This window comes from Haloferula helveola (assembly GCF_037076345.1).
Lineage (GTDB): Bacteria > Verrucomicrobiota > Verrucomicrobiia > Verrucomicrobiales > Akkermansiaceae > Haloferula > Haloferula helveola.
On the sequence record NZ_AP024702.1, the window covers coordinates 130,855 to 154,125 of the forward strand.

The window sequence follows — 23,271 nt, forward strand, 5'->3', positions numbered from 1 at the left end:
ACCCACTTGAAAATTGGGAATGCCTTGTTGGATATTGGATATTCCCCCCGACCGCCCCTGCCTTCCGAATTCTGACCCCGGGTAAAAACGAAACTCCCCGGACCGAGTGAACGGCCCGGGGAGTTGTGCACTGCAGACCTCCATCTGCAAATGGTTCGGGCGACCGTTACTCCTCGGCAATCGCGTAGAACTGCTTCGGTCCGCTCAGGAGCGCATCGGTGATGACCGCCGAAGTTGTGGCTCCCGCATTTGGAATGCCGGATCCTCCCGGCACGGTCGGCCAGGTGGTCACCGCGGTCGAAAGGTCAGCGCTCGACACAACCTTGTAGGTCGCGGCACCTCCCGACGAATCCCACGTGATCGTGATGTCGTTCGGGTTCGGAACGCCGGCTTCGATGCTGATCACCTTGAGCGGTCCTTCCACGATCAGGTCGGTCACCGGAATCCCGGCAAGGCCGGCATAGTAGATGTCCTTGATGTCATCGTCGCTGATGACGCTCTTGAACACCGCCATGTCATCCATCGCGCCGGTGAAGCGGCGGCTGTCCGTCAGACGGTCGCGACCGAGATACCAAGTCTGGGGACCGGCGTTGAAGGCCAGCGCGATGTTGTCAGCCTCGGTCTTGGTGACGACCAATTCGCCGTCGAGGTACGTCTTGGCCGTTGCAGCCACACCATCCGAAGTCCAGGACATCGCGATGTGGTGCCACTCGTTCTGAGTCGCGCCGGGCATATCGAGGCCCTGGCTGCCACCGCCGTTGCTGGCGATACGCATATCGAACTGGCGGCTGCCCTCGACGTTCAGACCCCAGTTCTCGCTACCACCGGCCGCACCGGTCGTGTAGATGCCCTTGTAGCCCGACTCTCCCGGAGCTTCCGCTACCCAGGCCGAGATGGTGAACGATGTCGTCCCGTTCGGCAGCGGGCTAACACTCGTCATCACATCAGCGGTCAGGACGATCGCGCCGTCAATCAGGCCCGGCGCCCATGCGACACCGCCGGCAACCTGCGTGAAGTCCTGCGCGCCGTCACCCGTCGCGCTGTCGGCGGCGGTGATGCCCGAGGTTTCGTCGAAGGTGTAGTAGGCGCAGAGCGCACCGGCAATGGTCGGAGGAATCACACTTCCGGCATCGGTCGGATCGGTTCCGTCGAGGATTTCCTGGCCGTCCGAAACACCGTCATTGTCGGAATCGGGATCGGTCGGATCCGTGATGAAGCCGTCCGCGCCGAGTTCGATCTCCTCACCGTCGAGGATCCCGTCGCCGTCGGTGTCGTCGTTGAAAGGATCGGTGAGAAGAATGAACTCTTCCCGGGCATCCTCAATCCCGTCACCGTCGTCGTCCCCATTGATGCTGCCGTAGAGATCGATCTCCCATTGGTCGCAGATCTCGTCACCGTCGGAGTCGGGATTCTGCAGTGCCAGCGGTGCGTTGGGGAACGCAGTCGGCATCGGCTGACCCGCGAGACCGTTGGTGTAAACGCTGTTGATCACGGAACCGGGAAGGTTCGTCTTGAACACGGCGAAGTCGTCGAGCGCGCCGTTGAACTGACGGTTGCTCAAAGCCGGATCGTCACCCATGAAGAACTTTCCTGCCCGGGTGATCTCCGTCACCAGTGGATTGGCGGAACCAACCTCTTCGCCGTTCAGATAGGTCCTGCCGGTCGTGCCATCGTATGTCATGGCGACGTGATACCACTCCGCGGTTGAAGCGAGTTCGCCCACTCCGCCCGGCGGATCGATTGCATTGCCCGAGTAACGGCCTTCGACATGGGTGGCGTCGAGCGCGAGTCCGTAGTTCTGGTTGGTTCCCGCCGAGCCGTTCTGGACATCGTCCACGTCACGACTGAAGAAGATACCGCGGTAGCCGGTGCTGTTGCGCCTAACCCAGCCCATGATCGTGAACTTCGGAGTAGCGCTCACCAGTCCCGGAATCTCATCAATCTCGAAGTAAGCGAGGTTCGAGTTGTCGGTTTCGGCATAGCCGCAGATCCCTCCACCGCTTCCGTAGGTGCCACCAAGAGCCCACGTGAGCCCGTTGCCGCCACCGTCGGCGAAGACAGCATCGTCGACACCTGCGGTCACGATCGCATTGGGATCGGTGATGCCCGTGGCCCTGTCCAGCGGCCAGTAGCCGATGCAGTGCTGGAAGAAGTCCGGGAAGCTCGCGGCATCGCTCGGATCGAATCCGGTCGCGATCTCGGCACCATCGAAGGTCAGGTCACCGTCGGTGTCACCGTTGTTCGGGTCGGTGGATTCACCCGGAGGCGAGCCCAGCACTCCCCCGCTCCACGGGTTGGCATCGCCGGTGATCTCGTCGAGGTCATCAATGTCATCGCTGTCGGTGTCGGCCGCATTCGGGTTGGTCGGATCACCTGCCGGATCGCTTCCCGAATTGTAGGGATCGCGGAGCGCTCCGCTCAACCAAGGGTTCTCCACACCGGTCACTTCCTCGCCATCGAGGAGACCGTCGTTGTCGCTGTCGTCATCATTCGGATCAGTAGCCTCACCACCGAACGGGTTCAGCGAACCGTTGACTTCCTCACCATCGGTCAGGTTGTCGAAGTCGGTGTCAGGATCACGGGGATCGGTCAGATAGGTAACGATCTCGTCCTCATTGGTCAGACCGTCCGAGTCCGGATCGCCAAGCGCACCCTGGGGACCGTCACCGGCACCACCGCTGGTTTCGCCCACGCTGCCATCGACGTTCGGATCGAGGAGATTGTCGATCTCCTGCGGGTCCGTGAGGCCATCACCATCGCTGTCCGCGCTGTTCGGGTCGGTCGGATCACCCGGCGCGCCGGTCTCAAGTCCCGCGGTCCACACGTTGAACGTGCCGTCGATTTCCTGATCGTCGAACAAACCGTCATCATCGCTGTCGTTGTCGTTCGGATCGGTCGGATCATTGAAGAACGCCACGTTGAGCGAGCCGCTGGTTTCCTCACCATCAGTCAGGAAGTCGTCGTCACTGTCGGAATCCTGCGGGTCGGTCGGACCGTAGCCCGCCAGTCCGTTCATCTCGTCGATGTTCGAAACATTGTCGCCATCCGGGTCACCTGCCGCGCCGTTGTCACCGGTCGCGTCGTTCGGATCGAGTCCGTTGTCGATCTCGTACTTGTCGTCCATTCCGTCGTTGTCCGTGTCGGCCTTGTTCGGATCGGAGAAGAACGCAGAGCCCTTGCCGGTATCGATCTCGTCGCCGTCGGAAATGCCGTCACCATCGGTGTCGTAAAGCGCCGGATCGGTGCCGGTGTCGGACGGGCTGACGTAAGTGCCGGTATTGGTCTCGTCCGTGTCCTGGATACCATCGTAATCAGCGTCGCCAGGGAACGGGTCGAACGTCAGCGCGAGTTCGGCGCCGTTGCCATCGCCCTGAAGGGAGTCGAAGAAGAGCTGGTTGGTTCCGCCCGACTCGACCGCAATGCCTGCATTCTGAGTGCCGTCAGCCAACCACTGGGGCAGGATGGATTGCAAGGTTACCGCATCAAGAGTGATTGAAAGCGTGTCGGAAACACCAGTTGCGAAGTTAACGGTACCGCTGCCGAGAGAAGCGCCGGTATCCGTTCCGAATTGGAACAAGGAAGGGGATGGCAGGGCGCCGGCCGGAGTCGATCCACCGCCCTGGCTGAACCACTGGGTGCCGTCGGTTCCTCCGAGCGCCGCCGGAGCGGCCAGATAGAGATACGATACGGAGCCCGCTTCTGCTGAGTAGCCTGCAGAGCCTCCGGTCTTCGTTCCTTCCACCCATCCCGCATTGCCCGCCACCAGCGGAAACGCGTCAAAGGTCTGACTGAGGGTTCCGTTGTTCCCGTCGCGCGCCGCCCGCTCGAAAAGGGTAAGCGTCGCCGAGTTGAGGGTCGCGCCCTCGGTGATCGGACCGATCAGTGAACTGACGTCGAATCGAAACAGTCCATGGCGAGGATTGTTGGTGGATCCGTTCCCACCGAGGATCACTTCGCTTCTTGCTCCGAAGTTGTCCTCACAGTCTCGGGTGTCCCCTAAGCTAGGTGCTCCGGAGTTCGAGAGCATGATCGTGTCGGCGATCGCCTCAAGCGTTTGGCCGGTGGCCGGGGGAATGGCGACCAGCAAGGTCGTGGCGCCAAGAATGAGTTTTTGTTTTGGATGCATGGATATTGCGGATTTTGTGGGGTTTTCGTGGCCATCGGATCCGCCCCGATCGGAATCTTCGGCGGTTCACCCGGCGGTGATGGGATTTGTGCCCATCCCCCACGTCTGATGCCCGGGACGGCCGCAGCCACTGCTGCTGGACCGGGAGGCAAAAATACGAGGGGAACGGACGTTCTTGGTAATGTCTCTACTGCCCCCACTGCTGCACATTGCCCCACTCAATTTGAAAATTGTATGACATGTGTCTCCGGGAAACCCGGATCCCAAGAGGGCTCATCGCCCGGAACGCCCAAGGCAAAAGGGTTTCTTCCGGTCGAGTCGGTGATACCGGGTCGGTCGAATCTCGGACGCTCCCCTATTTCGTGAGCTTCCGGATCCACCCCTCGACCGGGGAAATTCGCGTATAATTTCCCCAGTCGCCGGTTCCCGGATTCCGGGAATTGGTGACGGTCGAGGCGATTCCCGCCAGCCGCCACTTGCCCTCCACCTCTACGAACAAGGGTGATCCGCTATCCATCCGGGCCGGCAGGACCTCGGGCGTCTCACCCTCTCCTTCCTTGCTGAGTCGGATCGAAAGCTTTCCTTTCCTGTAGGCCTCGACGCGATTGAAGCCACCTACAAACCCCTTGGCTCCGCCAATCGATCCCGCTTCCCCGGAAAATCCGAATCCACCGAGCCAGGCGCGCTTCCCGGTGCGGTCCTCGACGGTATCGAGTTCGAGTTCGGCGGCCCCGTCGACCTTCTTGTCCAGTTCCAGCAAAGCCAGATCCCCTGCAGCGGGAAAATGGACGGCCTTGACCCGGTAGACCGCGTCCGAGATGGCCGGAAAACTGACCGCCAGCATCTCCGGCTTCCACTCGTCCGTACCGTGGCGGCTGGTGAGCGCCCATCGCCCCCCGAGCGCCACGCAACTTCCACCGAGCACGCGAAGCGGCGAATAGAGGAGTTTCCCCGCGTTCTTCATCTCGCCCTCCTGGACCTTCTGCGGCTCCGCTCCCTTCTGCCAAACGATCGCCCCGGCAGGACCGGCCGCTGTCAGAAGGCCCAGAAGAGCGATAGCTGCGAGGGTCGGGCGGTTCATGGGATGGCAGGGATCAGTCGAGTTCCGTATGCGGGCGGCGGGAGTCCGGCACCCCGTGAAGCATTCCGCCCATGTCCCGGAGAAGCAGACCGGTGTTGAAGTAGATCTCGCCATTGATACGGCGTGGATCGTACTTCGCCTTGGGATCAAAGCTGCGCTTCCCGTCGAACCGGGAGCGTACCGCGCGGCGATAACCATCCTTCTCCGGCAAACGGGCCCGGTAGATATCCTGATACAGCCCGATCTTCGCAAACGGAATCGCGGGCATCGCAGGAGGCGGCGCTCCGCGACGCACCCGGAAATCCAGCGCATCGGGGTCGGCGAATACCGACATCCTGATGTCCACATTGTCCGTGCTCCGGATGAAAGGGACCTGACCGATGTCCTTCACCCCGTTCTCTCCTCCACCGACCCGGTGCTCGATGTTCCGCCAGTTGCCCGAGAACCGGTTTCCCTTGTACTCGCACTCGATCGGATAGAAGCGCATCCGCTCCTGGTTCATGATTTTCCGGAACGTCGGATAGCGGCTTCTCCACGGCTCCCGGTTCCACCCCTCTTTACCGACCACCTGTTCCGTCCGCCAGATCTGGTCGTCCTTGTCGCCGCGCTTCAGCTCGCCCGACTCGTATTTCGCGATTCTCGCGTAGGCTTTCTCGGCGCTGGCCTCGGTGTTGTAAATCCCGATATAGCCCTCAAGAAACAGGTTATCCCTCACCGCATGCCCCGCACCGCCGTTGATGAGGACGGCCCGATGCGCGGCCTTGTAGAACACATTCCCTTCGATCGTCTCGCCCTGGTCACCATCATCCGGATAGATCCCACCCCGCGGGTGCGCCTGCGGGAGGCACATCAGATGATGGAGGAAATTGTGTCGCAGCACATTGCCCCAGCTCCACCTCGAAGCCCCGCTGTAGATCGCTCCGCCATCCCCTTCCTCGAAGCCGATATTGAAGAGTTCGTTGCGTTCGATGCGATGATCGCAGTCGCCGAACACCAGCACCTGTCCGGGGAAATTGTGGAGCAGGTTGTTCCGGAAAATCTGGCCGACGCCCCGGATCTGCACCCGACCGTAGAAGTCGGACGCGGACACCTGGGTGAAGTGGCAGTTGACGGCGAAGTTGCCGGCCGGCCTCAGCGTCCTGACATCACCACCCGTCAGGGTCAGATGGTGCCTCAGGTCGTAAAGATCGCATGACCGCAAGCCGCAGTCGTTCCCTCCCTCGATGACCACACCCGGACGCGTCGAGTTCCTCACCGTGCATCCGGCAAGCACCACGTGACTTGAATTCGAAACCGACACCACGGCCTTACCGGTGCTCACCCCTTCCGCTACCAGGCCCTCGAAAGCCAGATGCGAGGCACCATCGACTTCAAGAAGCCCGGGGCCACCCCAGATGCTCAGAGTCCCGTTCCGTTCCTGACCGGGAAACGGAATGAAGAACAGGCGGGAGTCGGCACGATCGAAGTAGAACTCGCCAGGCGCATCCAACTCGCACAGGAGGTTGGTCACCTTGAGCCGACGGGGAATCTTTTCGTTGTTCTTGATCCCGTAACGGCTCGAGTCGGCCAGACGGAGCACACCATCTTTGATCGAAGCCAGCGGGTGACTCTGCAAATACCAATCGTTGGCGAGATACCCGGTAACAGTCGCCAGCTTCGCGGTCTCATACTCCCGCTCCCAAGCCGCGGTGTCCTTGTCGCGAAGCGTAAAGCTTCCGCCGACAGGCTTGTCGATCGACCACGACGGCCGGGGCCCTAGGGTTCTTCCTTCCGCATAGACCGCTCCCGGATTCACGATTCGATCGATGTGCCCGAAGCCGACATTAGGGTAGCCAGCCAGAGATAGGGTCCGGCCGTCGATGCTGCAACGGACCGACGGATTCGCCAGAGCATCGCGGGCGTCCTTGTCGTCAATCTTCAGCGACAGAACCTGACCGCGGACGGACTCGGCCAATCGCTCAAGGCCGTCCGACTCCGAAACCGGGAGTGCCTTCGACAGGCCGACCGCCAGACCGGAGTCAAAGACCGGCACCTCTCCCTCAACGGCCCGGAACCGAATCGGGGCATCGGCATTCCCCGAGAACTCCTTTCCGAAACGCACGGTCTCCGTCACCGGGTAGCGTCCTCCATGAATCCAAACCGTCACCGGCTCCGACCCGGGCTTCGCGGCCAGCACCCTCTCGGCCGCGACGGCGAGGCTCCGCACCGGCGAGTCCGCCAAACCATCCGCATCGTCCCGACCATCGGCGGCGAGATGGATCTCCGCAGCGCTCGCCGCGCTCCACAGCGAGCATGCAACCCAACAGGCTGACCCGAATCGGGACCTCCGATGAAATTCGCTACGCACGGAACTGTGACAGGTAAACGGAGCAGCAACTCGATCAACGATCGGAGTCTTGCTCGCGCGCCTCTGTTGCCATCTTCTTCGAGCGCTTGAAGAAGGCCCTAGCCTCCGGTGTCACAGGCTTGAGACGGTCCGCCAGTTGAAGGAGGGATGGAACACCGCGGCGGGTCATCTCCACAACTTCCTCTTCGGTCAGCGCGCGATCCCAGATAGCGAACTCATCCATCTTTCCACGGAATCCGCGCAGCGGATACGGGTCAGCCGCCTCCTGAACCCAATCGCCAAGCTGAGACAAGCCGGGAGTAATCAGGGACTCCGCCGGAAGCTTGTTCACTTGGGCGAGTTGGCCGTCGACGTAGTAGCGGGTTCGCCCTTCGCTCTTCGACAGCACTGCCGCCACGTGAACCCAGCGACCGAAACGGATCGGGCGCTCAAGCAAGGCGCCGCGTTCGTCAATCGCGTGCACCGCAAGGATCGGGTCCTGTGTCCGTAGAATCTGCCAGTGCAGATCACCCGGCGCCCACCCGTTGCTGACGAAAATCGCGTTCACCGCGTAGTCGAGACGGTCGACATAGATCCACGCGGACATCGAAATCTCATCAAACTCTCCGGCCACCTCCAGTTGCACGGCATCCCCGACCCGGTCGAACAGCAGCGCCTGCTTCTCCGACCAACGGCCCGAAACCCAACGGGCTCCACGGATAAGACCATCACTGACCCGGCTCGCGCCTTCCTTTCCGGCAACGACGTTGCGCAGCACGTTCGGCTTCTCCGGATCCGGCTCGAACGGGAAATAACCGATCAGACCGTCTGGCAAAGTAAGCGGCGGCTGGTTCACCACCCAGCCCTCGTAGCCCACGTCCTCCGGCGTCGGGAAACTGATCTCAGGCACGGTCCGGCCGATCTTCACATCCGTACCCTGCTGGCGCAGCGACTCGCCCTCGAAGACCGAGGACACCTCGCCCTCTTCGCCGACACGCCGCACATCGACCTGGCCGGTGAAGACATACATCTCGCTCTCACCTTCGCCGACCGAAAGACCGAACTCGGTTCCGAGGTCCTCGAAAAGCATTTCGGGTGAAGCGATCGTGAATCCCTGCCCGCTTTCGGGCACGATCGCCCGCACCACGCCGCGTTGGAGACGCATGTCCAGAGGGTTCACCAGTTGGAAGTTCGCCGGTCCGCGCATGACGACGTCCACTCCGTTCGTCAGCCGGAAGTGCACGATCCCCTTCGCCAGTTCATAGTCACCCGCGACAAGACCGAAGGGAGATTCGTCGGACATACCACGGAATTCGGCCCCGCTCTGGTTGACCATCACGCCGAGCGCCTCCTCATGGTCACCGGCCGGTGCCGGCTCGATCAGAACGACCGGCTCGGGCTCCGGCCCGAGAATATGAAGCATCGAAAAGACCAGCGCCACCGCGGCCGCGACCGCCCATCCGCCCCAGCTCATCCACGGAATCACTTTCCGCTCGCGCGTCCGATCCTCGTCTGACGGCGCCAGACTTCCCTCGCACCAGCTGTGGAGGGCGGCGTGCAGGTTCATGTAGCGGCGGTAAAAGGTGCGGATCTCCCGCCCCTGCCACAGCAACTCCTCCAGGCGCGCGACATCCGCTTCGTCGGCCTGCCGGTTGCACCAGCGCTCGATCAACTCGGTCAGCTCTCCACGGTCGCCGGGCTCGGCGTTCTGCCGGGTGGGATTCATACGGTCTTCAGTTGGGACTCGACGCATGTCAGCAGTTTGGCACGCATCCGGTTCAATCGTTTGTAGAGCGAAGTGGCGGTCCGCCCCGTGGCCTCCGCCAGCTCGTTGATCTTCATATCCTTCGAGTAGATCGTGATCAGGGTTTCCCGATCCGATTCCGGAAGCTTCTTCAGGCAGCGGTCGAGCGCGGTCCGCTCCCTTTCGAGCACGTCCTCGTCGTCCTCGTACTCCTCTCCGAGCAGCTCCAGCATCTTCTCGCTGAAGCACAGACGGTCGCGCGCCTTCTTGCGGCGGTAGAGCAGCACCTCGTAGCGGGCCACCACATAGGCCCAGCGGATGAACTCGGTGCCCGGCTCGTACTGGTCGAACTTCTTCCACAGTACGATCGACACCTCCTGCATGATCTCGTCGACGTCCTGCTGGCTCGGAACCATGCCGAAAACGAAGGACCGGAGCCGACGCTCGCTCGAGGTGAAAAGGGGTACGAACAACGCCTCACGCCGCCCGGCGGCGTCCGACGGCAGGTCTTCGATTTTCGGGATCTCGGGCTGATTCTCCATTCGCTGTCTTTTTCACTACCGAAGCACAGGGAATCTCCCCGGCGAATCCTCGATTTCTCCCGGTTTTTTCCGGATTCCTTGCCAATCCGCCGGAAATCCCCCGGAAAAACAGGGAACGATTCCCATGCGGGACGTCCAAACTTCGTGGCGGCGGCAGTAGATCGGGGCTGTCGGCATCCGTGCCAAACCGTGCCATATGACCGAACGACCCAAGCCCTGATCCACAATGCCTTTCCTCTTCCGACCTTCCGGTTCCGCCATCCTGCCTGCCGCAATCGCCCTCCATCTGGGTCTCGGCGAAACCCCTGCCCTTGGCGAAACCCTCCGTTCCCCGGACGGCCGCCTGCACCTCGACCTCGAACTCAAGGATGGCCTCCTCTGTTACTCGCTCGACCGCGACGACACGCCTCTCACCAACCTGAGCAAGGCAGGAATCCGATGGCACGACGCGGCACCCCGATGGTCGGACCTCCAGATCGAAACCTCCACCCATGACTCCCGCTGGAAGCCGGTCTGGGGCAAACGGGAGGAAGTCCGGGATCACTACTCCGAGGCGCGGGCCACCGTGACCCTGCCTGACGACACCGCGACCCCCCTGACCGTAGTGTTCCGGCTCTACGACGAAGGACTCGCCTTCCGCTATGAACTGGCCGACGCCGGCGGCGAGTCACGCTCCGTCCGATTGCTTGAGGATCTCGCCGAGTTTCATTTCGCCAAGGACGGAACGTGCTGGTCCTACAACGGCGAAAACCCGAACAAGGGTCCGGAACCGCTGGGCGCGGCCAGCGGAACCCGCCGACTCCCGCTGACCGCCCGTCTTGACGAGAAGACCTATGTTTCGATCGCCGAAGCCGACCTCGACAACTTCGGCTGGTTGGAACTCAAGGCAGCCGGTGGTTCAGCATCATTCACCAGCAGCATCGAAACCACCCCTATCGAACTCCCCTTCCGTTCCCCGTGGCGAGTCCTCGTCATCGGTGACACCCCGGGCTGCCTCGTCGACGCCGACCTGTTGGAAAACCTCAATCCGCCCTGCGCGATCGATGACCCTTCGTGGATCCGACCCGGAGTCACTTTCTGGGACTGGCGGACCTGGGGATACGAGGCGCCGGACGGCTTCAGCTACGGCCTCGACATGGCTTCTTGGAAACGCTTCATCGACTACGCTTCGGAGACCGGCGTTCCTCACCTGTTGCTCGACGCGAACTGGTACGGGCCCGAGTTCGATCCGGCCTCTGACCCGACCGTCAGCCGCGACCATCTCGTCAAGCAGCTCCCGTCGGGCGAAGTCGTCCGCGAACCCGCGCCCGAAGATTGGAAGGAACCGATCGATGTGCCCGCCCTGATCACCTACGCCAAGGAGCGCGGGGTCGGCATTTTTCTCTACATCAACGACAAGGCCCGGATCCGCTACGACTTCGAAAAGACACTCGCGACCTACCGTGAATGGGGCGCCGCCGGGATCAAATACGGCTTCATGAAGGCGAACAGCCGCAGGCAAAAGGTCACCAAGACCCGCGAGATCATCGAACTCTGCGCGAAATACCGGCTGATGTGCAATTTCCACGACGGTCCCATGCCGCCCGGCGGGCTCCACCGCACCTGGCCGAACTGCATGACCGTCGAGTTCTGCCACGCTCAGGCCGACGCCAAGAAGTCGTTCTCTCCCACGACCTTCAACACCTCGGTCTTCGTCAACATGATCAGCGGCCCGATCGACATGAACAACGGCATGTTCGGACTGGCCGACGCGCACAAGGCACGTCCGCGGGTGTTCCAGCCAATCCCGTCGACCATCGTCGGCGAGTGCGCGCGCACCCTGATCGCGTTCAGCGGACAGGCGATCGTCCTCGATGCTCCCGAGTCCTTCGCGGCCCACCCGGAGCTCTTCTCATTCCTCACCGCGCAGAAGCAGCCATGGCGCGAGAGCGAGACCCTCGACGGTGCGATCGGCGAATTCATCGTCATGCGGAGGACCGCGAGTGACGGCACCATCCTGCTCGGTGCCACCACCAACGAAAAAGGCCGAACCGTTGAGGTTCCCCTCTCCTTCCTCGAATCCGGGACCTACTCGGCGACCATCTTCGAAGACAAGCCTGACACCCACTTCGAAACCCGGAAGGAATCGTACCGAAGCCGCAAGGCGGAGGTCCGGGCGGATGACACGCTCACGCTTACCCTCGCACCGGGAGGCGGAGCCTGCGTCCGCTTCACCAAACAATGATCCCTGCCGCTCAAAAGCCCATCCGACGCAGCAGCGCCAGGCCGCTCGCGGTTCTCGCCTCGCTGCTTGCCCTCATCGCGCCCGCCGTGGCCGGCGGACCGGTGCCGGTCGGGGCATTCCTCAACGGTGCCTTTCCCGAGGAACCGCCAGGCTCGGCGACGGGATTCACGACGGTCAACGCGTTCCCGAACCTTCGCTTCATCGGACCGCTGTGGATCACCACCTACCCCGGTCCCGGAAGCGACCCCGACCCGGCGGTGAAGGACCTCGTGGTCGTCGGCAAGGCCGGACACGTCTGGCGGTTTCCGAACCGCCCCGACGTGCTCCCGTCCGAGGTGAAGCTGATGCTGAACCTTTCGAAGTATGGCGACGGCGTCTACCTCCCTGGCGAGGTCCTGCCGGACGCCAACTTCGAACCCGCCGTGATCACCGGGAAAGTCCCTTCCGTTCCGAGCGCGCCCGACATCGCCTTCTACAACCTCACCTTCCACCCGAACTTCGGACAGGCGGGAATGACCGGTGAGGACCACGTCTACGCCTGCTACGTCCACCTTCCCGACCTGCCCGGTGCCGACAACGAGAAATACACCTACGTCCGGGTCTCGAGGTTCACGGTGATCGAGGATCCCGTGGACGGTCCGGTGATGGATCCCGCGTCGGAGCTGGTGCTGATCGACCAGCACGACCAGGACCGGAACCACTCGGGAGGGGCGATGTTTTTCGGCGACGACGGCTTCCTCTACATCTCCACCGGCGACGGCGGCTTCGCCTACTCGAATTCACCTTCGGAACGGATGTCGCAACGCCTCGACACCGCGCTCATGGGCGGAATTCTGCGGATCGACGTCGACATGACCGGTGGAGCGGTGAGCCACCCGATCCGCCGCCATCCGGACGACTCGGGATTCAACAAGGGAGGCCTCGAGCCCCCGTCGCCGCCCGAAACCCCGGTCACCTGGCCGCCGAGCTTCAGCGGAAACTACTACATTCCCAGTGACAACCCGTGGGTCGATCCATCACCCGGCAGCGGAATCCTCGAGGAGTTCTGGTCGATCGGCCTGCGCAGCCCGCACACCATGCACTTCGACCGCGTGACCGGCCGGGTCTGGGTCGGGGATGTCGGCGGCAGCGACGAGGAAATCCACCTCGTCGACAAGGGCGACAATTCCGGATGGGATTACACCAACGGTGGCGGGCAGGCACAGCCCAACCCGCTCACGGGCACCAACGATCCGGCAATCCTGACCGTCACCGAGTACCGGGCGATCATCGGCGGCTACATCTATCGCGACGCCGAGTTTCCCAACCTCGAGGGCAAGCTCCTCTTCGGCGACCACGTCACGGGGAAGGTGGAGACCCTTAGCTACACGGAGGGCCAGCCGCCGGTCCGGGAATTTCTCTGCGATTTTCCCCGGACCGGATTCAAAGAGGGGCTCGGCAACTTTTGCCGGGGACCGAACGGCGAGGTCTTCATGACCGACCTCGGCGGATTCAACGATACCACCGACATCGAGGACAACGACGGCACGATCCAGAAACTCGCCGCAGTGGGCACGACATCCGACGCCCCGCCCCTGCTGTCGCAGACTCACGCTTTCCTCGACCTCCCCACGCTCACGACGAATCCCGCTTTCCTGCCATACGGAGTCCTGTCGCCTTTGTGGTCCGACGCCGCCGTCAAGGACCGCTGGATCGCGCTGCCGAACGATGGCGGCCACGATACGCCGGCAGAGCGAATCGAGTTCAGCGAGAGCGGCAACTGGGAGTTCCCGGCGGGCACGGTGCTGATGAAGCACTTCGAACTGCCGGTCGATGACACCAACCCGGACACGACCGTCAGGCTCGAGACGCGATTCATCGTCTGCACCGAAGGCGGCGGCAAGTACGGCCTGACCTACCGCTGGCTTCCGGACCAGAGCGATGCCGTGCTTCTGACGAACTCGGAGACCGGCGACTACACGATCTCCGAAGCCGGTGGCGGAAGCCGCCTGCAGACCTGGGTGTTCCCCGGACGCAGCGACTGCCTCCAGTGCCACAATGCCAGCTCGGGCCAGGCCCTCGGCGTGCGCACCCACCAGCTCAATGGCTTCATCCCGCATCCTGATACCGGACTGCTAGCCAATCAGCTGCTGACGTGGAGCGAACGCGGGATGCTCGACGTCACGCTGAATGCCGAACAGGTGGCGAATTTCATCCAGTCGCGGCCGATCGACGAACCCGAAGCACCCGCCGAACACCGGGTCCGTTCCTACCTCGATGCGAACTGCTCGCATTGCCACCAACCGGGTGCTCCCGGAGGCAACTTCGATGCCCGACTCGCGACACCGCTCCTGCGGCAGAACGTCATCAATGCCAAGCCCGATCGCTTTCAGGACCTTGCGCCCGACGGCCGCTACGTCAAACCGATGGATGTCGCGAACTCGATCTTCCACTACCGGATGAACCATGCCCTTCCGGACAACGCCGCGATGCCGCCGCTGGCGAAAAACGTGGTCGATGACGAGGCGGTGCAATTGCTGGCGGACTGGATCACCAACGATCTCAGCCCCGCGGACTTTCCCGCACTGCCGACCCACGTCCGCCCGGTCATCAGCGCCCAGAGCGACACCAGCGGCGATTTCTTCGTCACGATCGTCTTCGACGAGGAGGTGAACGGGTTCGAAGCCGCCGACCTCGACGTCACCAATGGAACGGTCCTCCGGCTTGAGGGCAGCTCCTATTACTACGCCGCAAAGATCCGCCCGACGGCTGACCCGGTGAGCGTGCGACTTCCTGCCAATCGCGTTACCAGCGGCACCTCCGGCAATCCCAACAGCTCGTCCGTGCTACTGAATATCCCGTACGTGGATGACCAGCCTCCCGAGCCCGGCTGGGTCGGACTCCCGCCTGACGGCCGGTTCTCCGGAACCCTTGCCCTCGGTGTCGGATTCGGCGAGGCGGTCACCGGCCTTGAGACCTCGGACTTTGTCGTCACCAACGCGACCGTCACCAACCTGCGCGAATTGGCGGGTGTTTACTACGTGGACCTCATCCCGAGCGGCCTCGGTCCTGTGCAGATCGAACTGCTCGCAAGCTCCGTGAGCGATGGCCAGGCACTCACGAATCCGTCCCTCACCGCCGATCTGCTGGCGGTAGAACCGGACGCGGATGGCGACGGCCTCTCGGACGCCGACGAAGCACTCTTTGGAGGTGATCCCGGCAACCCGGACACCGATGGTGACGGGCTATCCGACGGCGATGAGGTCCATCGTTTCGGCAGCAACCCGTCGCTGACTGACTCGGACGGTGACGGTTTCTCGGACTCAGCCGAGGTCTACATCGGCAGCGACCCCGCACTCGGCACGATCACTCCTCCCTACAATCCCCCGCCCGGTCTGGTTTCCTACTACAACTTCGACGAAGGCACGGGCAACAACGCGACCGACACCGCTCCGCTCGGAGCGCCGGAAACCGCGAGCCGGGTGCAAGGCACGGTGCTGTGGGATACGGCCGCTCCGCTGATCGGAAACGCATCGCTGGACCTGAACGGCAGCACCAGCCTTCAGGCGAACACGCCGCTGACCGTTGCCACCCGTCAGTTCTCGATCAGCGTGTGGGTGAAGTCGGACTCCTTCAACGCACCACGTGAGGGCATTTTCAACCATCGCGACGCCTCCAATCAGAACTTCTGGGGCATCGCGATCAATCCGGAGATCCCCGGCGGCAGCGACTTCCGCATCAATGGAAGCAACGGCGGCGTCTCGGTGCCCGCCAGCACCTTCGTAACCGGCAAGTGGCAGCACGTGGTCGCTACCTGGGACGGCGACACACGGGAAGCGCACACCTACGTCGACGGCAAGCTCCTCGCGTCGGCGACCGGGGTCTACGACATCTTCACCGCCTTCGACCGACCGTGGCAGATCGGTGACGATCCATGCTGCAGCGGACGCGAAATGAACGGCCGGCTCGATGACCTCGCCGTCTTCGAACGGGTCCTCTCGGGCGAAGAGATCCATCAGATCCAACAGGGCGGACTGCGCGGACTGCCGGTCACCCAGTCGATCCGTTCCCTGCCATTCGTGCTGACGATCAACTCACCGCTTCCGGTCGCCGCATCACCACCGTCGCCTCCGGCTGAACTGGTCTCCTACTACAGCTTCGACGAAGGCAGCGGGAACAACGCCGCGGACACCGCCCTTCTCGGCAGCCCAGAAACGGCGACCCGGGTCCAGGGATCCGTCGGCTGGAATACCACAACCCCGCTGATCGGCGCGGCCTCGCTCGATCTCGACGGGTTCACCAGCCTCGAAGCAGTGACGCCCTTCACCGCCGGGGACGAAGCATTCTCGATTAGCGTGTGGGTCCGCTCGGGCAGCTTCAGCACGAGCAAGGAAGGCATCATCAACCATCGTGACGACAGCAACGGCAACGTTTGGGGCATCTCGGTGGCACCCAACTACCCGGGCGGCAGCGACTACCGCATCGCGACCGACAATGGCGGCGTCAGCGTGCCCCCTAACACCTTCGTGACCGGCACCTGGCAGCACGTCGTCATCACCTGGAACGGACTTGCAGGAACCGCCCAAGCGTATGTCGACGGAGTCTTGCTCTCCACCGCCACCGGACTCTCGGAAGTCTTCACCGCCTTCGACAACCCGTGGCAGATCGGAGACGACCCCTGCTGCAATGGCCGGGAAATGGACGGGCAACTCGATGACCTTGCCCTGTTCCGGGGAATCCTCAGCCCTGTCCAGATCCGCGACATCCACCTCGGCGGCCTCGCGGGCAACCCGGTGCCGACTTCCTTCCAGCCGACACCCGATCCGACACCGACGGCGGAGATGACACCCGACGGACGGACGGTCCTCCGCTGGTACTCGACCCCCGGCGCGACCTATTCGGTCCTCACCAGCACCGACCTCGCGCTGCCGACCGATCAGTGGACCGTGCTCTACCGACAGGTCGCCACCCAAAGTTACTCATCCAGCTACACCGTTCCCTTTTCTCCCGTCGCGGACCTGTTCCATCGCCGGTTCTTCGTCATCCGGTTGGAAGAGGATTGAACGGAGGCACCCGGAAAGTGGAGTAGTCGTTCCACTCCCCCAACATGCATCCCCACCGCCCACATCAGGTCCTGCCGTTTCTCACCTTTCTTCTCGTTATTTCGTTCCGGCTCCTCGCTGCCGAAGAGAAGCCGAACATCATCGTCATCATCACCGATGACCAAGGTTGGGCCGACATCGGCTACAATAACCCCGGGAGGGCCTACACTCCCCATCTCGACCGTTTGGCGGCCAACGGGGTAACGCTGACCCGCCACTACGTCATGCCGCAGTGCACCCCGACGCGGGTGGCGGCAATGACCGGCCGCTATCCCGGAAGGTTCGGCACCGTCCCCCTCGAAGCATCCAACGAGCCGGCGTTCCCCCATGGCACGCCCACGCTTGCCAGCATGCTGAAGGAAGCCGGCTACACGACCCACCTGAGCGGGAAATGGCATCTCGGTTCATCACCCGATCACGGCCCGAACCACTTCGGTTTCGACAGCAGCTACGGCTCGCTCGCCGGCGCGGTGGGCATGTATGACCACCGGTACAGCACGAAGTCTCCCTATTCGGTCACCTGGCACCGGGACCACGCCATCATTCCCGGCTACGAGAACGGCACCCATGCGACGGATCTCGTGGCGGCCGATGCGACCCACTTCATTCGCCGCGAGCACGAACGCCCGTTCTTCCTCTATCTCGCCTTCCATGCGCCCCACACGCCGCTCGACGAACGCGGTCCCTTTGTCGACACGCCGACGCAGCTCGACCCCGACAACCCGAAGCGGTGGCTGAATGAGAACAAGATCAAGTGGTTCAACGACCCGAAAGGCGTGATCCAGCGCGAGCCCGATCCCGAGAAGCGCCTGTTGCTCGCAGCCGTGCACCATGTCGATCATGCCGTCGGCGAGGTGGTAACCGCACTGCGGGAGACCGGACACTTCGACAACACCCTGATCCTCTTTTCCTCCGACAACGGGCCTCAAGGCAGCTGGGGCGGCAACGCCTACCCGAGCGACCTCAAGCTCACGGATTTCAACCAGCCGATTCCCATGAAAGGCCGCAAGCTCGATGTCTGGGAGGGCGGCATCCATGTCCCCGGATTCATGCATTGGCCCGCCCGACTGAAGCCGCGTCGCGAAGAAACGCCCGTCCACATCGTCGACTGGTTTCCGACGCTCGCCACCATCACCGGAGGAGTCCCACCGGAAAGGCCGGACGGCCGGGACCTCTCCTCGCTTTTGCTGGATCGGGAGCGGTTACCGGAGAGGGACTTCTACTGGACCTGGCATCCCACGATCAACCGTCGCGCGCTCAGCGACGGTGAATGGAAGATCGTCCGCTACGGCCACGGAGAACCGAAACAGCCATCGGACTGGAAATTGTTCCGGCTTTCGGACGATCCCAAGGAACAGAACGACCTCGCGAAAAAGCACCCGGACGAGTTGAAACGCCTCCACGACCGCTACCTCTCCCAGCGGGCGCTCGACGGCGGCCGATGAGACGCCGAGAGCTTCAAAGCTCGCGCAGGCGATTGAGCAGCTTCGGGACCTCGACGTAGGGGTCTTCCTTCTCCTCGTATTCGAGAACCACGTATCCACGGTAACCTCCGTCGCGGAGGATCTTGCCGAACTTGGCGAAGTCGGTCTCGCGCCTACCACCGTGCCGCATGAAAGCCTTAACCTGCACATTGAGCGCGTAGGGCACACAGGCCTCGATCTCGGGATAAGGGTCATCGACCCGGAAGTTCGCGGTATCCAGATTCACTCCGAGCCACGGACTCTTGACCGCCTTTACCACTCGCAGGAGGCGTTCCGCGGTGCTGCTCAGTTCGTCGTGATTCTCGACTCCGAGCATCACGCCGCGGCTCGCTCCATAGTCGGCCGCCTCTTCCAAGGCTTCGCAGACATTCCGCTCCGCCTCATCGAGGCTCATCCCTTTCGGCTGCACGCCAGCGAAGACACGGATATGGGGAGCCCCCATCACCATCGCACGGTCGATCCACTGCTTGGTGTAGGCCATCTGCTCGTCCCGCTCGGGAGTGCCTTTGGCGAAGGTGAAATTGTTCCCGATCGAAGTACCGGAAACTTCCACGGCCATCTGATGTCCAAGCAAACGGCAATCCGCCAGCTCCCGGTCGGGCACGTCGTCGTCGAAAACGTAGCTCGTCAGTTCGGCATCGCAGCCATTCTCCGCGCAGAGGCGGATGAACTTCGGGAAGTCCATCGCCATCTCCTCCGGCACCTTCGCATTTGGCTTCCCGCGAACCGCCGGGAAATACTTGAGGAACGAGTAAGCCGCCAGACTCAAGCGGAGCCGGCTGCCACCTGGTCGCACATAGGGGTCGGTGGCGGCGGCAACCCGGCCAGGTGAACCGAGAAACACACCCGCTCCGAGTGCGGCGGTCTGGAGAAAGGATCGACGGTTGGAGATCGGCTTCATGGGTCTTGCCTCACTGGATCAGGCAAAGAGATCGTGCATTACCTTCGGGTGGTTGGCCGGCCCGATCAACCGCTGGTTCAGCCCCTGATAGGGAAAGCTGAAGCGGTGCGGCTCGATCCCCAGGGCCTGCATCAGGGTGGCCTGGAAATCCCGGACCGTCACCGGATTCTCAACGACCCGGTAGCCGAGCTCGTCGGTCGTTCCGTAGCTCAGTCCGGGCTTCACTCCTCCACCGGCCATCCACACCGTGAAGCAGTCCGGGTGATGATCGCGACCCAGGAACTTCGAGCCGTTGCGAGCCTCGTTCATAGGGGTGCGACCAAATTCCCCACCCCACACGACAAGGGTATCCTCTAGCATGCCGCGCCGCTTCAGATCCGTGAGCAGCGCGGAAATCGGCCGATCGATCTCACGACACTTCGCCGGCAGCCCTGCCTCCATGTCGTTCTCCGCCGAAGTTCCGTGCATGTCCCAGCCCCAATCAAAGAGCTGGATGAAGCGCACGCCCTGCTCGGCCAGCCGACGCGCGAGCAGGCAGTTGTTCGCGAACGATGCCTCGCCCGGCTTGGCGCCGTATTCCTCCAGCACCGCCTGCGGTTCCTTCGAGATATCCATCACGCCCGGCACCGCCGTTTGCATGCGGAAGGCCAGCTCATACTGCGAGATCCGGGTCTCGGTTTCGGGATCGCGGAACTGTTCAAGCTCCATGCGGTTGAGTTGGTTCAGCGCATCGAGACTGCGGCGGCGGATGCTCCGCGACATGCCGTCGGGATTGCTCACATAAAGGATCGGATCCCCTTTCGCCCGGCACTGGACGCCTTGGTAGATCGAAGGAAGGAACGAGCTCCCCCACAGCGACTTGCCGCCCGACGGCATCTTCCCGCCGGAAACCATGACCATGTAGCCTGGCAGATCCGAGTTCGGCGAACCGAGGCCGTAAGTCACCCAAGCTCCCATCGACGCGCCACCGAACTGCTGGTTGCCGGTGTGCAGCAGGAGTTGTGCGGGCGCGTGATTGAACTGGTCGGTCGTCATCGACTTGATGAAGCACAGGTCGTCGGCATGCTTCGCCAGCTCCGGCAGCGTATCTCCGATCCAGGCACCGGAGTGGCCGTGCTGCCGGAGTTCGTGCACCGAGCCCAAGAGCTTCGGCGTCCCCTTGATGAAGGCGAAGGTCTTGCCCTCGAGCAGTTCCTGCGGGCACTCCTTCATGTGAAACTCCTTGAGTTTCGGCTTGTGATCGAACAGCTCGTGCTGCGGCGGCGAGCCCGCCATGTGCATGTAGATCACCCGCTTCGCCTTGGGTGCGACCATCGAAGCGCGGGGCGACATCGGGTCGGACCCGATCTGCGGGAAACCGGACGCGCCTGACGCGACGCCACCCGAGAGCTGGGCCAATGCAAGACCGCCGAGACCGGCATTGCAGCGGCGCAGGAAATGGCGGCGGGTGATCGTCTGTGCCTGGCGGAGCCGAAGCTCGTCTTGAAGTGGAATTCGGGCCATGGGGTCAGGACTTGGTCAGGAATCCGTCGAGGTTGAGCATCACGTTCGCGACCACTGCGAAGGCCGCCACGGTGGCATCATCGGGCGGTGGCGCGATTCCATCGCGACCGAACGCGCCTGCCATCTTCTTCGCTGTTTCCGGAGACGCGCGGTATTCCGCGAGCGTGTCGTCGAGCAGACCCGCAAAGGTCTCGATTTGCTCGCGGCTGGCATCGCGAAGCATGACCCGGCGGTAGCCGTAAGCGATGCGCGAGGCATCATCGTCGCCGTTCCGGAGCATCTCGACCGCCAAGGCCTGCGCGGCCTCGATGAAGGCTGGATCGTTGAGGGTCATGAACGACTGCAGCGGCGTATTGGTCCGGAAACGACGCAGGCTCGTGACCTCACGGGTCGCAGTGTCGAAGGTGTCGAACAAGGGATGCGGCTGGGTCCGTCGCATGTAGGTGTAAATCGCCCGCCGGTAGCGATCGCCACCCGCGCTTTCCTTCCAAACGACCGGCGCGGTGAAGGCCGCGACAAACTCCTTGATCGGGTTCGGCGGGTAAACCGGCGGCCCGTGGAGCTTCCGATCGAGGAGTCCCGACACGGCCAGCGCCTGATCGCGCACCATCTCGGCGCTGAGGCGGAAGCGCGATCCCCGCGAAAGGAACTGGTTGCGAGGATCTTTCTCGAGCCGCTCCGAATCGGCCACCGATGACTGCCGGTAGGTCGAAGACAGGACAATCGTCTTCAGCAACGCCTTCTGGTCCCAACCGCTGTCCCGGAATCGAAGGGCGAGCCAGTCGAGCAGCTCCGGATGGCTCGGCAGCGTGCCCTGAATGCCGAAATCCTCCTCGGTCTCGACGATTCCGAGACCGAACAGGCGCCCCCAGAAGCGGTTGACGGTGACACGCGCCGTCAGCGGGTTGTCATCGGCCATCAGCCACTTCGCAACACCGAGCCGGTTCCGCGGCAGATCCTCCGGAAACGGGTTGAACGCCTCCGGGACACCCGCCGTGACCCGGTCGCCCAGCTGCATGAAGTTGCCGCGAATGTTGATGTGCGTCTCGCGACGCTTGCTCTCCGGAAGCGCGACCATCACGGGCACTTTCCGGGTCTTTCCGTCCTGAGCCTTCCACTGCATGTGCGGGGAATCGTCCTGCGCGTCCCGGTCGGCAGTCTGGTTGAAGAAATCGAGGAAGGCGTAGTACTCGGTGTGGCTGATCGGATCGTACTTGTGCGTGTGGCACTCGGCGCAGCGCATCGTCACGCCCATCCAGGCATTGAAGGTGACACCGGCACGGTCCTTGACGGCAATCGTCCGGAATTCCTCGTCATTGGTTCCGCCTTCGGTATTCGACGGCGTGTTGCGATGGAAAGCGGTCGCCAGGATCTGGGACTCGGTCGCATCGGGAAGCAGGTCACCGGCGAGCTGCTCGATGGTGAATCGGTCGAACGGCAGGTTCCGGTTGTAGGCATCGATCACCCAGTCCCGCCACGGCCAGATGTCACGATGCCCGTCGACCGCGTAGCCGATCGTATCGGCGTAGCGCGCGACATCGAGCCACACGGCCGCCCAGCGTTCGCCGTAGGCGGGCGATGCCAGAAGTTCGTCGACAATCTGCTCGAAGTTCCGGTCGCTCGGATCCGTCGCAAAACGGTCGACCATTTCCGCCGAAGGCGGCAGCCCGGTGAGATCGAGCGCGACCCGGCGCACGAGAATTCGCGGATCGGCATCCGCAGAGAGCTGGAGGCCGAGGGTCCGCAAGCGCGTCGCAACGAAGGCATCAATCGGGCTGCGGACACGACCCGCATCCTCGACCTCCGGAACCTCCGGCATGACCGGAGGGACGAAAGCCCAGTGGGTCTCATACTCCGCGCCTTCCTGGATCCACTTGCGCAGGATCCCGATCTGCTTGTCGTTCAGGGAATGGCCATGGTCGGCCGGTGGCATCCTGAACTCCGGATCGTCACTGGTGATCCGTTTCATCACCTCGCTCGAATCCGGATCGCCCGGAACAATGCCCGCCGCGCCGTCACGAAGCTCGGTTGCGCCCTCGAAGGTATCGACGCGGAAATCCCCGCCCCTTTCCTCCTCGTCCGGGCCGTGGCAGCCGATGCAGTTGGCCGAAAGGATCGGCCGCACGTCGTAATTGAAGCTAATCCCGGACCCGGCAAAGGCCGGGCCCGCCGCGAACAGGAGAACGGGCAGACAGCGGAAAATCATGGGCTGTGGAGGATACTGCCGCCGGGCCCGGAATTGATCGGCAGGCGGGCGGG

General features: G+C 62.9%; 11 protein-coding genes. 3 read left to right on the plus strand and 8 right to left on the minus strand.

Annotated elements, in window-relative coordinates; all coding sequences use genetic code 11:
- Positions 1–166: 166 nt before the first annotated feature.
- From HAHE_RS00435 to HAHE_RS00455, 5 genes are all read right to left on the minus strand, one after another.
- Complete coding sequence (locus HAHE_RS00435; RefSeq protein ID WP_338687560.1) at positions 167–4,126, minus strand: LamG-like jellyroll fold domain-containing protein; 3,960 nt, start codon at positions 4,124–4,126, stop codon at positions 167–169.
- Positions 4,127–4,481: 355 nt separating this feature from the next.
- Entirely contained in the window at positions 4,482–5,207 is a 726-nt protein-coding gene (locus HAHE_RS00440; protein WP_338687561.1) for a hypothetical protein, read from the minus strand.
- 13 nt (positions 5,208–5,220) lie between these two features.
- Positions 5,221–7,554, minus strand: a complete 2,334-nt coding sequence (locus HAHE_RS00445; RefSeq protein ID WP_338687562.1) for a right-handed parallel beta-helix repeat-containing protein — start codon at positions 7,552–7,554, stop codon at positions 5,221–5,223.
- A 34-nt stretch (positions 7,555–7,588) separates the two neighbouring features.
- Positions 7,589–9,259, minus strand: coding sequence for a LamG-like jellyroll fold domain-containing protein (locus HAHE_RS00450; protein WP_338687564.1), 1,671 nt, complete (start codon positions 9,257–9,259; stop codon positions 7,589–7,591).
- On the minus strand, positions 9,256–9,819 hold the full coding sequence (locus tag HAHE_RS00455) for a sigma-70 family RNA polymerase sigma factor (RefSeq protein WP_338687566.1): 564 nt from the start codon (positions 9,817–9,819) through the stop codon (positions 9,256–9,258). The genes HAHE_RS00450 and HAHE_RS00455 overlap by 4 nt, the downstream gene beginning before the upstream one ends.
- A 226-nt stretch (positions 9,820–10,045) precedes the next feature.
- On the opposite strand from HAHE_RS00455, the gene HAHE_RS00460 reads away from it, so the two are divergent.
- From HAHE_RS00460 to HAHE_RS00470, 3 genes are read left to right on the plus strand one after another with little or no spacing between them, the layout of a single operon-like run.
- Entirely contained in the window at positions 10,046–12,043 is a 1,998-nt protein-coding gene (locus HAHE_RS00460) for a glycoside hydrolase family 97 protein (protein WP_338687567.1), read from the plus strand.
- On the plus strand, positions 12,040–17,085 hold the full coding sequence (locus tag HAHE_RS00465; protein WP_338687569.1) for a LamG-like jellyroll fold domain-containing protein: 5,046 nt from the start codon (positions 12,040–12,042) through the stop codon (positions 17,083–17,085). The genes HAHE_RS00460 and HAHE_RS00465 overlap by 4 nt, the downstream gene beginning before the upstream one ends.
- 44 nt (positions 17,086–17,129) lie before the next feature.
- Complete coding sequence (locus HAHE_RS00470) at positions 17,130–18,569, plus strand: sulfatase family protein (protein WP_338687571.1); 1,440 nt, start codon at positions 17,130–17,132, stop codon at positions 18,567–18,569.
- Between the two features lie 13 nt (positions 18,570–18,582).
- Here HAHE_RS00470 and HAHE_RS00475 read toward each other — a convergent pair whose 3' ends face one another.
- Genes HAHE_RS00475 through HAHE_RS00485 form a run of 3 tightly spaced genes read right to left on the minus strand, consistent with a single transcriptional unit; the run spans position 18,583 to position 23,218 of the window.
- On the minus strand, positions 18,583–19,509 hold the full coding sequence (locus HAHE_RS00475) for a sugar phosphate isomerase/epimerase family protein (protein ID WP_338687573.1): 927 nt from the start codon (positions 19,507–19,509) through the stop codon (positions 18,583–18,585).
- 18 nt (positions 19,510–19,527) lie between these two features.
- Positions 19,528–21,012: a DUF1501 domain-containing protein gene (locus HAHE_RS00480; protein WP_338687575.1), complete on the minus strand. Its 1,485-nt coding sequence runs from the start codon at positions 21,010–21,012 to the stop codon at positions 19,528–19,530.
- Between the two features lie 4 nt (positions 21,013–21,016).
- On the minus strand, positions 21,017–23,218 hold the full coding sequence (locus HAHE_RS00485) for a PSD1 and planctomycete cytochrome C domain-containing protein (protein WP_338687576.1): 2,202 nt from the start codon (positions 23,216–23,218) through the stop codon (positions 21,017–21,019).
- Positions 23,219–23,271 lie beyond the last annotated feature (53 nt).